The sequence below is a fragment of the Streptomyces sp. NPDC053076 genome (genome assembly GCF_044546845.1).
In the GTDB taxonomy this organism is placed as follows: Bacteria; Actinomycetota; Actinomycetes; order Streptomycetales; family Streptomycetaceae; genus Streptomyces.
This window is the reverse complement of record NZ_JBITZL010000009.1, coordinates 219,685-232,086: the sequence shown is the minus strand read 5'-3', so window position 1 is coordinate 232,086 and position 12,402 is coordinate 219,685. Positions and strand designations below refer to the sequence as shown.

General features: G+C 71.5%; 13 protein-coding genes and 1 tRNA gene. 7 read left to right on the top strand and 7 right to left on the bottom strand.

Features of this window, described 5'->3' with window-relative positions; translation table 11 throughout:
* Window positions 1–16 precede the first annotated feature (16 nt).
* From ispD to ACIGYR_RS31890, 6 genes are all read left to right on the top strand, one after another.
* Window positions 17–769: a 2-C-methyl-D-erythritol 4-phosphate cytidylyltransferase gene (ispD, locus tag ACIGYR_RS31915; RefSeq protein ID WP_399605936.1), complete on the top strand. Its 753-nt coding sequence runs from the start codon at window positions 17–19 to the stop codon at window positions 767–769.
* Window positions 759–1,256 carry a 2-C-methyl-D-erythritol 2,4-cyclodiphosphate synthase gene (ispF, locus tag ACIGYR_RS31910; protein WP_391846491.1) on the top strand — a complete coding sequence of 166 codons (498 nt, stop codon included), beginning with the start codon at window positions 759–761 and terminating at the stop codon, window positions 1,254–1,256. Before ispD ends, ispF begins: the two co-directional genes overlap by 11 nt.
* 57 nt (window positions 1,257–1,313) lie before the next feature.
* Window positions 1,314–1,718, top strand: coding sequence for a PPOX class F420-dependent oxidoreductase (locus ACIGYR_RS31905; RefSeq protein ID WP_399605940.1), 405 nt, complete (start codon window positions 1,314–1,316; stop codon window positions 1,716–1,718).
* Between the two features lie 98 nt (window positions 1,719–1,816).
* Window positions 1,817–3,220 carry a cysteine--tRNA ligase gene (gene cysS / locus ACIGYR_RS31900; protein ID WP_391846494.1) on the top strand — a complete coding sequence of 468 codons (1,404 nt, stop codon included), beginning with the start codon at window positions 1,817–1,819 and terminating at the stop codon, window positions 3,218–3,220.
* Between the two features lie 93 nt (window positions 3,221–3,313).
* Window positions 3,314–4,255, top strand: a complete 942-nt coding sequence (gene rlmB, locus ACIGYR_RS31895; protein WP_399605944.1) for a 23S rRNA (guanosine(2251)-2'-O)-methyltransferase RlmB — start codon at window positions 3,314–3,316, stop codon at window positions 4,253–4,255.
* 150 nt (window positions 4,256–4,405) lie between these two features.
* The gene (locus tag ACIGYR_RS31890; protein WP_399605947.1) at window positions 4,406–6,079 is read left to right on the top strand and encodes a DoxX family protein; all 1,674 of its coding nucleotides are present in this window, start codon (window positions 4,406–4,408) and stop codon (window positions 6,077–6,079) included.
* Window positions 6,080–6,350: 271 nt separating this feature from the next.
* Here the strand turns inward: ACIGYR_RS31890 and ACIGYR_RS31885 are convergent, their stop codons facing one another.
* From ACIGYR_RS31885 to ACIGYR_RS31875, 3 genes are all read right to left on the bottom strand, one after another.
* A complete protein-coding gene (locus ACIGYR_RS31885) occupies window positions 6,351–7,082 on the bottom strand; it encodes an NDP-sugar synthase (protein ID WP_391846500.1) in 732 nt (243 codons plus the stop codon).
* Window positions 7,083–7,223: 141 nt separating this feature from the next.
* Window positions 7,224–7,685, bottom strand: a complete 462-nt coding sequence (locus ACIGYR_RS31880) for a hypothetical protein (RefSeq protein ID WP_399605951.1) — start codon at window positions 7,683–7,685, stop codon at window positions 7,224–7,226.
* A gap of 203 nt (window positions 7,686–7,888) precedes the next feature.
* Window positions 7,889–9,025 (bottom strand): ABC transporter ATP-binding protein, encoded by a 1,137-nt coding sequence (locus ACIGYR_RS31875; protein WP_391846503.1) that lies wholly within the window; start codon window positions 9,023–9,025, stop codon window positions 7,889–7,891.
* A 220-nt stretch (window positions 9,026–9,245) separates the two neighbouring features.
* Between ACIGYR_RS31875 and ACIGYR_RS31870 the strand changes: the two genes are divergently transcribed.
* Window positions 9,246–9,319: transfer RNA gene (locus ACIGYR_RS31870), tRNA-Thr, on the top strand.
* An 81-nt stretch (window positions 9,320–9,400) separates the two neighbouring features.
* Here ACIGYR_RS31870 and ACIGYR_RS31865 read toward each other — a convergent pair.
* The 4 genes from ACIGYR_RS31865 to ACIGYR_RS31850 are packed head-to-tail and all read right to left on the bottom strand — an operon-like array spanning window position 9,401 to window position 12,394.
* A complete protein-coding gene (locus ACIGYR_RS31865) occupies window positions 9,401–10,552 on the bottom strand; it encodes a tyrosine-type recombinase/integrase (protein ID WP_399605955.1) in 1,152 nt (383 codons plus the stop codon).
* A complete protein-coding gene (locus tag ACIGYR_RS31860) occupies window positions 10,552–10,740 on the bottom strand; it encodes a helix-turn-helix domain-containing protein (RefSeq protein WP_399605958.1) in 189 nt (62 codons plus the stop codon). Before ACIGYR_RS31860 ends, ACIGYR_RS31865 begins: the two co-directional genes overlap by 1 nt.
* Window positions 10,737–12,158, bottom strand: a complete 1,422-nt coding sequence (gene repSA / locus ACIGYR_RS31855; protein ID WP_399605960.1) for a replication initiator protein RepSA — start codon at window positions 12,156–12,158, stop codon at window positions 10,737–10,739. Before repSA ends, ACIGYR_RS31860 begins: the two co-directional genes overlap by 4 nt.
* Window positions 12,155–12,394: a hypothetical protein gene (locus tag ACIGYR_RS31850; protein WP_399605963.1), complete on the bottom strand. Its 240-nt coding sequence runs from the start codon at window positions 12,392–12,394 to the stop codon at window positions 12,155–12,157. Before ACIGYR_RS31850 ends, repSA begins: the two co-directional genes overlap by 4 nt.
* Between the last annotated feature and the right edge of the window lie 8 nt (window positions 12,395–12,402).

Genomic DNA, 12,402 nt, shown 5'->3' with positions numbered 1-12,402 from the left:
AACCTGACAGGATCCGATGTCTGACGAATCACGCCCCACGCCCGTGCAGACCCCCGTCGCCGCCGTGATTCCCGCCGCCGGCCGGGGCGTGCGCCTCGGTCCGGGCGCCCCCAAGGCGCTCCGCGCGCTCAACGGAACGCCCATGCTCATCCACGCGGTCCGCGCCCTCGCCGCGTCCCGCCGTGTCTCGCTGGTGATCGTCGTGGCCCCGCCGGACGGCGCCGCCGAGGTCAGGTCCCTGCTCGACGCGCACGCGCTGCCCGAGCGCACGGACTTCCTGGTCGTGCCCGGCGGTGAGTCGCGCCAGGAGTCGGTCCGCCTCGGCCTGGACGCGCTGCCGCCGGAGCACAGGATCGTCCTCGTGCACGACGCGGCCCGCCCGCTCGTCCCGGTCGACACGGTCGACGCGGTCATCGAGGCCGTACGCGACGGCGCCCCTGCCGTGGTGCCCGCGCTGCCGCTGGCCGACACGGTCAAGGAGGTCGAGCCCGCGGCCGTCGCCGGTGACCCGGAACCGGTCGTCGCCACCCCGGCGCGGGCCCGGCTGCGTGCCGTCCAGACGCCGCAGGGTTTCGACCGGGCGACCCTGGTCCGCGCCCACGAGACGGTCACCGGCGACGTCACCGACGACGCGAGCATGGTCGAGCAGCTGGGCCTGACGGTCGTGGTCGTTCCCGGCCACGAGGAGGCGTTCAAGGTCACCCGCCCCCTGGACCTGGTCCTCGCCGAGGCGGTCCTGGCCCGCAGGAGGCTGAACGATGGCTTCTGAGCTTCCCTTCGCGCTTCCCCAGGTCGGCATCGGCACCGACATCCACGCCTTCGAGGAGGGCCGCGAGCTGTGGTGCGCGGGCCTGAAGTGGGAAGGGGAGGGGGCCGGTCTGGCCGGGCACTCCGACGCCGACGTCGTCGCCCACGCGGCCTGCAACGCGCTCTTCTCCGCCGCCGGGCTCGGTGACCTCGGGCAGCACTTCGGCACCGGCCGCCCGGAGTGGTCCGGCGCCTCCGGGGTCGCCCTGCTCACCGAGGCCGCCCGGATCGTGCGCGAGGCGGGCTTCGTCATCGGCAACATCGCCGTCCAGGTGGTCGGCCCCCGCCCGAAGATCGGCAAGCGCCGTGACGAGGCGCAGAAGATCCTCTCCGAGGCGGCCGGCGCACCGGTGTCCGTCTCCGGAGCGACGACCGACGGCCTCGGCTTCCCGGGCCGCGGGGAGGGACTGATGGCGGTGGCGACGGCACTTGTCGTGCGGGTGAGCTGACGGCGTGCGAGGGTACCCACACGACCACCAGTCATCCCTGCACTCCGGAGGGTGCCCATGTCCGCCGCTCTGTCCGACCGCCTGAAGTCCGTGCTCGACGACAAGGTGTTCATCGTCGTCGGCACCATCCAGCCCGACGGCAGCCCGCAGATGTCCCCGGTCTGGGTGAAGCGCGACGGCGACGACGTCCTCTTCTCCACCACGGTCGACCGGCGCAAGTATCTGAACCTGGAGCGCGACTCCCGGGTGACGGTCGTCGTGATGAACCCCGAGGAGCCGTACGAGTACGCCGAGATCCGCGGCATCGCCGAGCTGACGACGGACGGCGGCCCGGAACTCATCGACGAACTGAGCCGCAAGTACACCGGCAAGGACTACGCGGACTTCAACCCGGCCTCGGCCCGGGACGCTCAGCGGGTGGTCGTACGCGTCCGGCCGCGCAAGGTCGTCGGGAGTATGTGAGGGGGACGCCTCCGGGCCGGCGCGCCTCCCCCGGGACGTGAAACGCCTTCCCGCCGGGGAGGCGCATGGCACTGCCCGGCGCCCACTACCCTGGAGTGGTGACTATTCGCCTGTACGACACCAGCGCCCGGCAGATCCGTGACTTCACCCCGCTCAAGCCGGGCTGTGTCTCGATCTACCTGTGTGGCGCCACCGTGCAGGCGGCACCCCATATCGGCCACATCCGCTCGGGCCTCAACTTCGACATCATGCGCCGCTGGTTCGAGTACCGCGGCTACGAGGTGACGTTCGTCCGCAACGTCACCGACATCGACGACAAGATCATCGCCAAGAGCCGCGAGCAGAACCGGCCCTGGTGGTCGATCGGGTACGAGAACGAGCGCGCGTTCAACGAGGGCTACAGCGCCCTCGGTTGCCTGCCGCCGACGTACGAGCCGCGCGCCACCGGTCACATCACCGAGATGATCGAGATGATGCAGGGCCTCATCGAGCGCGGGCACGCCTACGAGGCCGACGGCAACGTCTACTTCGACGTGCGGTCCTTTCCCGGTTACCTCCAGCTGTCCCGGCAGGAGCTGGACAACCTGCTCCAGCCGTCCGGCGAGGGCGAGACCGGCAAGCGGGACCCACGCGACTTCGCCATGTGGAAGGCGGCGAAGCCGGGCGAGCCGACCTGGCCGACCCCCTGGGGCCCCGGCCGCCCCGGCTGGCACCTGGAGTGCTCGGCGATGGCCCACAAGTACCTGGGCACCGCCTTCGACGTCCACGGCGGCGGCCTCGACCTGATCTTCCCGCACCACGAGAACGAGATCGCCCAGGCCAGGGCCTTCGGCGACGACTTCGCCCAGTACTGGGTGCACAACGCCTGGGTCACCATGGCCGGCGACAAGATGTCCAAGTCGCTCGGCAACAGCGTCCTGGTCAGCGAGATGGTCAAGCGGTGGCGCCCGGTCGTCCTGCGCTACTACCTCGGCACCCCGCACTACCGCTCGATGATCGAGTACAGCGAGGAGTCGCTGCGCGAGGCCGAGTCCGCGTTCGCGCGGATCGAGGGCTTCGTCCAGCGGGTCACCGAGCTGACCGGGAAGACCGTCGACCCGGCCGCCGAGGTCCCCCCCGCCTTCGCCGAGGCGATGGACGACGACCTGGGCGTCCCGCAGGCCCTCGCCGTCGTGCACACCACCGTCCGGCAGGGCAACAGCGCACTGGCCGCCGACGACAAGGAAGCCGCCGTCGCCCGGCTCGCAGAGGTGCGTGCCATGCTCGGCGTCCTCGGTCTCGACCCGCTCGACCCGCACTGGGTCGGCGAGGGCGGCGACCGGGGCGAGGACCTGCACGGCGTGGTCGACAGCCTCGTCCGCCTGGTGCTGGACCAGCGCGAATCGGCCCGCGCCCGCAAGGACTGGGCCACCGCCGACGCCATCCGCGACCAGCTGGGCCAGGCGGGACTCGTCATCGAGGACGGCCCCCAGGGACCCCGCTGGAGTCTCGGCCCGCGCTGAGCTCCGGCGCTTGATCGATTGTGCCGCCCGGCCCTCCGGGCGGCACACTGCAAAGACGTACGCATCCGCACGCACCACAGAGACAGGTAGGTCATGGCCGCGAACAACCGTCGCATGTCCGGCAAGAAGGGCGCGCAGGTCGGCAGTGGCGGCCAGCGACGCAAGGGCCTGGAGGGCAGGGGGCCGACCCCGCCGGCCGAGATGCGCAAGGGCCACAAGAAGAACCGCATCGCCAACGCCAAGGCCAAGCAGGCCGTACGCCGCCCCACGGCCCGCGGGCGCGGCGGCAAGTCCGCCTCCGAGCTGGTCGTCGGCCGCAACCCCGTGGTCGAGGCGCTCCGCGAGGGCGTGCCCGCCTCGACCCTCTACGTCCAGCAGTTCATCGACAGCGACGAGCGCGTCCGCGAGGCCCTCCAGCTCACCGCCGAGCGGGGCGGCATCAACCTCATGGAGGCGCCGCGCCCCGAGCTGGACCGCATGACGAACGGCCTCAACCACCAGGGCCTGGTCCTGCAGGTCCCGCCGTACGAGTACGCGCATGCGGAGGACCTGCTCGACGCCGCGGCCGACGGGGGCGAGGACCCGCTGGTGGTCGCCCTCGACGGCGTGACCGACCCGCGCAACCTGGGCGCCGTCGTCCGCTCGGTCTCCGCCTTCGGCGGCCACGGCGTGATCGTCCCCGAGCGCCGCTCGGCCGGCATGACCGCCGGCGCCTGGAAGTCCTCCGCCGGTACGGCCGCCCGCACGCCGGTCGCCCGCGCCACCAACCTCACCAGGACTCTGGAGGCGTACAAGAAGGCCGGTCTCACGGTGGTCGGTCTGGCGGCGGACGGCGAGGTCGAACTCGGTGACCTGGAGGCCCTGGGCGGCCCGGTCGCCATCGTCGTCGGCAGCGAGGGCAAGGGCCTGTCCCGCCTGGTCGGCGAGACCTGCGACTACCGGGTCCGGATCGCGATGCCGGGCGGCGCCGAGTCGCTCAACGCCGGTGTGGCCGCGGGCATCGTGCTGTACGAGGCGGCGCGCAGGCGGAGCTGAACAAGGATCCGGACGGGACTGAACACCCGTCCGGAACTTCACCCTCACGGGGTAATTGAGGCGCCCATATGGCGCTCGGAGTGGGCTTGACGGAGCCCGGACACATCCGGCCGGTCAAAGCAGTGTCCTAACGTCACGTCACTCGGTTAGATGAGTGTGGACACCAGAACACCCCGCACACCCACGGGGGACCGCTCGTCGGGATTCGACGACGCTCCCGCGCTGAGCATGGTGAAGGTGCCGAGCGATCCGGCGCAGGTCATCGTCAATCACGCCAGCTTCCGCGTGCAGCTGGGCGCGACGGCGAGGGGCACCCAATCCCCGCGGATCTCCCGGCACCTGAGCGCCGGCCAGGAAGCCGCCCGGATGCCCGTCGTGGGCACGGCGGGCCGGGCAGCCGCCACCGGCCGCCGCCGCCCCGTCGTGTGGAGCGGCAAGTCCGCCCCCGACGACACCGGCGCCCACCGGCTTCTCCAGGCCGTGCGAGGCAGCAGCGTCCGCCACGCCGACGAGCCCGAGGCCGGCGCCACCCAGGTCATCCCGCGCGTCCAGACGGGGTACGCCGACACCTACGACGGATTCGACCAGACCGTCGAGACGCCGGTCATGGGCCACCAGCGCACCGCCCCGGACGGCACCCGCCTGCTGCCGCACATGCGCACGGTCACCGGCGCCTACGACGACCCGTCCTACACCGACGCCGGCTACGAGCCGTACGACACCTACCCGGCCGACACCGACTCCGACTCCGGCACCGACCCGGACGCCGACGACCCGCGGCCCGTCAGGCGCCAGGGCGACGACCCGGCCCGGCACGCCTACTACCCGGGCCGCCGGATGAACCTCGGCGTCGTCCTCCTGCCGCTGCGCATCTTCCTCGGCTTCATCTCCATCTACGCCGGCATGGGCAAGCTGTGCGACCCCGTCTACTTCGACGGCGGCAAGCGCGGCTCCATGGTCAAGTGGCTCAACACCCTGCACCCCTGGGACGTCGCCGAGCCGCTGCGCCAGTTCGCCCTGCAACACCCGGTCGGCTCCGGTCTGGTCATCGCCTTCCTCCAGGTCGTCGTCGGTGTCCTGACCATCCTGGGCTGCTGGCAGCGCGTGGCCGCGGTCGTGGGCGCCCTGCTCTCGGCCGCCCTGATCGTCACCGTCAGCTGGAAGACGGTCCCGGTCTACGACGCCCCCGACATCATCTACCTCGCCGCCTGGTCGCCGCTGGTCATCGCCGGCGCCCCCGTCTACTCCGTGGACGGCCGCCTCGCGGGCGGCGCCTGGCGCCGGCTCGGTCCCCGGTCCGACCTGTGGGAGCTGCGCCGCTACGTGCTGCGCCGTGGCGCGCTGATCACCGCCGTCACGGTCGGCCTCACCCTGCTCGTCGGCTCCCTGCTGGGCGGCGCGGTCCGTGACTCCAGCCGCGTGGTCGTCCCTGGCCCCGGCGAGGCGCCCCGCAACCAGCTCCCCGGCTCCCCGCTCCCGCAGAAGCCCGGAAAGCGGCACAAGGAGACCCCGGCGGCCTCCTCCTCGCCGACGGACGACGCCACGGCCGGCGCGAGCCCCTCCGGAACGGCGACGACCCCGGGGACGAGCCGTAGCACCGGCACCACCACCACGACGCCCAGCCAGACACAGGGCACCACGGGCCAGGTCCCGCCCCGCCAGACCTCTCCCACGGGGGGCGTCCCGAGCACGACGGCGGGTCCGACGAGCACGGGTGGCACGAGCACCTCCGGCGGCGGCACGACGTCGACGGGCGGCACCACCGGCTCGGGCGGCACCTCCTCCTCCGGTCAGCAGGGCCTGGTGGGCGGGCTGCTGGGCTAGTGCTGTGACCGGAAAGGTTCACCGGCTCGCGGCGCCCGGCACGGCACCTCGCCGCGTTGTCGCATCACCCGAGTACATCCAGTACGCGGGTGATGCTCCGCCTTGCGATGCACCGCACCGGACGCCGCGAGCTTTCGGCAAACCTTTCCGGCCACAGCACTAGGCGGTCGGATCGCGAAGGGCCCCGTACCGGGTAGGTACGGGGCCCTTTCGCTGCGTGATTCCCGAGAGGCGCGGGCGCTGTGCCGACAGCACCCGCGACGCGCCCGGGCTACCGTCCCAGAGCCGCCAATTCCCTGGCCGCTTCCGTCAGGTCCTTGGCCGTGTCGATGGCCCGCCAGTACGCCCCCTGCGGAATGGGGAACCCGGCCAGCTTCTTCTCCCGGGCCAGCCGCGGGAACGTCGTCCGCTCGTGATCCCCCCGCTCGGGCAGCAGGGAGGCGAACTCGGGCGAGAACACGTACACACCCGCGTTGATCTCGAACGCCGACGGCGGCGCCTCGATGAAGTCGGTGATGTGCCCGAACCCGTCGGTCTGCACCGCTCCCCACGGGATCCGCGGACGAGCCAGCGCCAAGGTCGCGAGCGCGTCCCGCTCGGCGTGGAAGTCGGCCATGTCCCGCAGGGAGAACCGCGTCCAGATGTCGCCGTTCGTGGCGTACCAGGCCCGGTCGGGATGGGGCAGATGCGCTGCCGCGTACCGCAGGCCACCGCCGCGGCCGAGGGGCTCGCTCTCCACCACGGTGGTCACGGAGACGGGCAGGTCGGCCGAGTCGAGCCACTTCTGCAGGACGTCGGCGAGGTGGCCGCAGGAGACCACCACGTCCGTCACACCCTCCTCGGCGAGCCAGGTCAGCTGGTGGCCGATGATCGGAGTGCCCGTGCCGGGGATCTCGACCATCGGCTTGGGCCGGTCGTCGGTGTACGGACGCAGCCGAGAGCCCTGGCCACCGGCCAGGACCACGGCTTGAGTGGGGCGCGACGTGGCGTTCGGATGGGTCATGACCGCACTGTACGTGGCGCCCCAGCGCTGTGCGTCGGCGGCAGCGTGCTCCGCGGGGAGCCGCTGCCGGCCTGCCGGCCGCTGCCGACCTCTCAGCCCGGCCGACCTCCCGGCCCGGTCGGCCTCTCGGCCCGGCCGGGCTCAGCTGTGCGCGGCGAGGACGCCCGAGGCGAAGGCCGTGTCGCACACCGGGCGGGCGTACGACTGGGCGCGCGAGGCGCCGTAGATGCGCACCGCGGCCGTGCCGAGGGCACGGGCGATGGAGGAGCAGTGCCGGGCCAGCGCGGGGTGCCCGTTGACGGCGCGCTGGAGGTGGGTGAGGACCACGCCGGGGTCCTTGTCCTGGAGCTCGGTCATCAGCTGGTCGCGGAGCACGTCCTGCGGGGCACGGGCGGCCGTCTTGGCGGGGAGCTCCGCCGACGAGACGTCGGAGGCGGTCAGCACCGAGCCGGCGGGGTTTCCCGTCCAGTTGACCCGGGTGACCGCGAGAGTCCCGGAGAGCACCAGGACGACGGGCAGGACGAGGGCGAGAGTGCGGCCGATCCGGCGGGCAGGGCCGCCCCGGTGGCCGCGTCGCGTCTGTGGGGTGGTGGAGTGCTTCACGCGTGTGAGGGTAGCGCCCGGTGACGACGCGAAGACCCTGTGTCACCCTTATGGGGGATGAGATCGCGCCGCTTTCTGGGTAACGGGTTGACGACCGCCGCCCGAAATGGTTGCTGTGCCGGGGTATCCGCACCCCACGCCGCGCCCCATGCGAAGGGCCCCGCGGTCCGGCCGCGGGGCCCTGTCGTCCGTCGTGGCGCGGGTCAGTCGGACAGCCGCTCGCCCGTGGTCGTGGAGAACACGTGGATCTCGCCGGGCCGCGGCACGACGTGCAGCGTGGAGCCCTTCTCCGGTACCTGGCGGCCGTTGACGCGGACGACCAGGTCCTTGACCTCGCCGCTGACCTCGGCGGTGCCGTAGACGTAGCCGTCGGCGCCCAGCTCCTCGACGACGTTCACCGAGACGGCGAGGCCCGCCGGGGCGTCCGCGCTGTCCTTCGTCAGGGACGCGGCGGCACCGCCGCCCAGCTCGACCACGTCGAAGTGCTCGGGACGGACGCCCACGGTCACCGTGCGGTCACCCTTGTCGGCGGCGGTCTTCAGGGCCTCCCGGTTGACGGGGACCACGCTGTTGCCGAACTTCACGCCGCCGTCGGTGATCGGGACCTCGACCAGGTTCATGGCGGGGGAGCCGATGAAGCCGGCGACGAAGAGGTTCGCGGGCTTGTCGTACATGTTGCGCGGCGAGTCGACCTGCTGGAGCAGACCGTCCTTCAGCACGGCCACCCGGTCGCCCATCGTCATGGCCTCGACCTGGTCGTGGGTGACGTAGACGGTGGTGATGCCGAGACGGCGCTGGAGGGACGCGATCTGGGTGCGCGTCGACACACGGAGCTTGGCGTCCAGGTTGGACAGCGGCTCGTCCATGAGGAAGACCTGCGGCTCACGGACGATCGCGCGGCCCATGGCGACACGCTGACGCTGACCACCGGAGAGCGCCTTCGGCTTGCGGTCGAGGTACTCGGTGAGGTCGAGGATCTTCGCGGCCTCCTCGACCTTCTGCCGGATCTCCGCCTTGTTGACACCGGCGATCTTGAGCGCGAAGCCCATGTTGTCCGCGACCGACATGTGCGGGTAGAGCGCGTAGTTCTGGAACACCATGGCGATGTCCCGGTCCTTGGGCGGCAGGTGCGTGACGTCGCGGTCACCGATGCGGATGGCGCCGCCGTTGACGTCCTCCAGGCCCGCGAGCATCCGCAGGGAGGTGGACTTTCCGCAACCCGACGGGCCGACCAGGACGAGGAACTCGCCGTCCTCGATCGCGATGTCGAGACCGTCGACGGCGGGCTTGGTGGAACCCGGGTAGATCCGGGTCGCCTTGTCGAACGTGACAGTGGCCATGGTGAATGGGCCCCCTTCTACCGGCAGGAACGTGCCGGACGATCCGTTGTAGGAAGGTGGTTGGTGTAGTCCACACAGGTGAACTGGGTCAGGACGGTACCTGCCGTTCACTCGCTCTGTCAGTACTTCCACCCCTGTGAACTTCGCCGAAATTTTCGACGAGGCCGCGCCGGGACGTGGGTACACTGCACAGGCACGGACGCGCCACACGCGCGTACGGGCCTCCTTAGCTCAGCTGGTCAGAGCGCCGCTCTTGTAAAGCGAAGGTCGTCGGTTCGAATCCGACAGGGGGCTCTTGGGTTGAACAGCGCGAACGCCCCGGCCGATGATCGGTCCGGGGCGTTCGACATCCACGGGTGACATCAACCGGGGCGGTCACTCACGATCGACACGGCGCCTGAGCAGGCGGTCCATGTGGCTGATGGCCTCGCGCTGCGTGTCCGAGGTGACGTGCGTGTAGACGTCCATCGTGATGCTGATCTGGCTGTGGCCCAGGATCTCCATCACGACGCGGGGCGCGACACCGGCCGCCGTGAGGAGCGTGGCGCAGCCGTGCCGGGCGTCGTGCAGACGGATGCGGCGAAGGCCGGCGGCGTCGGTGATGCGGAAGAACGACCGGTTGACGTTCTGCGGGTCGATCGGGCGGCCGGTGCGGGTCGTGAAGACGTACGCGGACGGGGACAGCTCGACCCCCTTGAGCCGCGCGGCCTCCCTCTGCCGCATCCGGTGCCAGCGGAGCGCCGCCAGGCAGATCAGGGGGAGGGGTACGGGACGCGCCCGGCCGCTCTTGGTGGTGTCCTCGTAGAGCTCCCCGCCCACGCGCTGCACCTGATTACTGATCCGCAGCACCCGATGGTCGAGGTCCACGTCCGACCAGCGGAGCCCCAGGATCTCGCCGCGCCGTAGGCCCATGGAGACCGCCAGGACGAAGGCGGCGTACAGCGGATCGCGGCGGGCCTCTTCCAGGAACCTCAGCGTTTCGTCCAGCGTCCAGGGAGTCAGCTCCCGGCGGGGCACCTTCGGGGCCTCTACGAGCGATGCGGCGTTCCGCGTCACCAGCTCCTCACGGCAGGCCGCGGTGAGGGCGGTCCGCAGCACGCGGTGCGCCTCTTTGGCCGTGGCCGGGGAGGCCCGGCGCGACACCTCGGCGACGAACGTCCGCACGTGGCGGGGGCCCAGGGCTTCCAGGCTCTTGGAGCCGAGCAGCGGCACGAGGTAGAGGCGCACGTGCATCGCGTACTTGCTGTACGTCGTCCGCTTGCGGTTGGGCTTGATGAAGTGCTCCAGCCAGTACGGCAGCCACTCGGCGAGCTTGGCCGACCGGGTGGGCACAGGCACGCCCTGGTCGACCTTAGCGAGCAGTTCCCGACGTTTGGTGTCGCACTCGGCCCAGGTCTTGCCGTAGGCGAACTTGCGGGCACGGGTGCCGTCGGGCTGGAGCACGTACACCGCGCACTGGTAACGGCCGTCCTTGCGCTTGGTGATGGTGCCGGCGCCGTTCGGGTTGCGCTTGCGCTCGCCGGCCATCAGGCGGCCTCCTCGATCTGGCCGAGGATGAAGTCCTGGACGGCGCCGGCGGGGATGCGGCGAGCACCGTCGATCTTGATCGAGGTCAGGCGGCGCGAGCGGATCAGGTCGTAGACCTTGGAGCGGCCGATCTTAAGCCGGGCCATGACCTCCGGCACGGTCAGCAGTTCCGGGACAGCGGTGGTCATTCTGCGGCTCCTTCCAAGGCGTGCAAGGCGTGTAGCTCTTCGCGGGCGATCTCGCGGTTGTGTTGGATGTCGCGGCGGATATTGGCGGCGAGCCAGGATTCGCCGGGAGTGTGGCCGTGGCCGGCGTAGGTCCAGTGGGCGAGGGTGAGGGTGGTGGCTTCCTCGTCGTCGGGGCCGGGCAGGCCGAGGGCGGCGCGTTGCTGGGCGGCGCGGTAGTCGGCGCGGACCTGGCGCAGTGCGCCGAGGGTGGTGGAGTAGCGGCGGGACTTGGTGGAGAAGTGGCCGCGGAAGCCGAGCATGTGCGCCCAGTCGCGTAACTTCCGGTCGGGGTAGAGCGGGTGGAGGTCGAGGCAGGCGGCGATGAGCCGGGCCGGGTGCTCGGGCACCTCGAGGAGGGCCAGGGCCTCTTTGTTGCCGATGCGGCGGTCCACGGTGCCGGTGGTCTCGGCGGCCTTGGTGGCGTACTTGGCGACATAGGAGGCGACGGCCTGTTCGGTGATCTCCTCACCGTGGCCGAAGGCACCGATCGGCTGGACGTCGAGCTGGGTGCCCCACCGCAGCGTGCGGGCCGGCTGAGTGCGCGCCGGCTGCTCGGGGTCGGGCTGGTAGGTGGCCGGGGGTACGTCGACGGCGACGCGGGCGGCGGCGGCATGGATGGCGTCGGTGAGCAGGTTGAGGGTTGCCCAGGCCGGGGGCGGGCTGTCGGGTCCTTCGGGGCCGTCGAAGCGGATCACGGCGTGAAAGTGGACGGCCCCGCGCTTCTGGTATTCGGCGACCTTGCCGAAGGAGACCCGCGACTGTTCGCGAGCGGCCTTCTGCGTGAGTCCCGCTCGCTTGGCGATCTCGCGGCGCAGGTAGATCGTGAAGTAGCGCCACAGATCGGAGGCGTGGTTGTTCCAGAGCACGGCGCCCGCGTAGTCGTACGTGTCGGGGTCGAGAGGGGTGCCGAGTTCGGGGGCGTCCTCCTGGTGGTGGGTGCCGCAGCGGCAGGGCCGGTTGCCGGGCCGGTTGTGGACCGGGCCGAACGAGGGCGCGGTGAGGGTGGCGAAGACCCGCGGGTGGTCCCGGATCGTTTCAGGGGTGCCCTTGGCGGGGTCGCCGACGAGGCCGGCGCGGATGAGGTGGTAGGTGTCCCCGGCGTAGGTCCAGGCGCAGGCGGGGCAGCGGGAGGCCCGCCGGTTGCCGCAGGCGACGCGGAGGATGCCGCCGGGTTCGGTGTCGGTCGAGTACGAGTGCAGGACCTGGCCGGTGGCCGCGTCGCGGGTGACGGTCGAGCCCATCAGGCGGATGGGGTCGGTGCAGCCGCCGGTGCGGCGGATCTGCTCTTGGAGAAGGTCGAAGCCGTATGACCCGGCCAGCCTCAGCACGTCGGCGAGGGTGGCCGGGTCCAGGCCCGCCATGGTGGCGGCGTCGGTCACGCGGCACCGTCCGCGGTTTCGGCGATCCGGTCGAGGACCGAGGCGGCTTCCTCGGCGACGCGAGCCAGGGCGCGCAGGGCGTCGGCAGTGCCCGGACGGGCGATCAGGGCAAGGTCGACGAACTCGCCTCCGACACGGAGGCTGATGAAGCCTTCGTCCTCGGGCGTGGGGGCGAACACGCTCAGGCGGGCGGTGGTGTCCGGCTCCAGGTGGGCGGAGGTGGTGATGGTCCTCATGGCTGCGG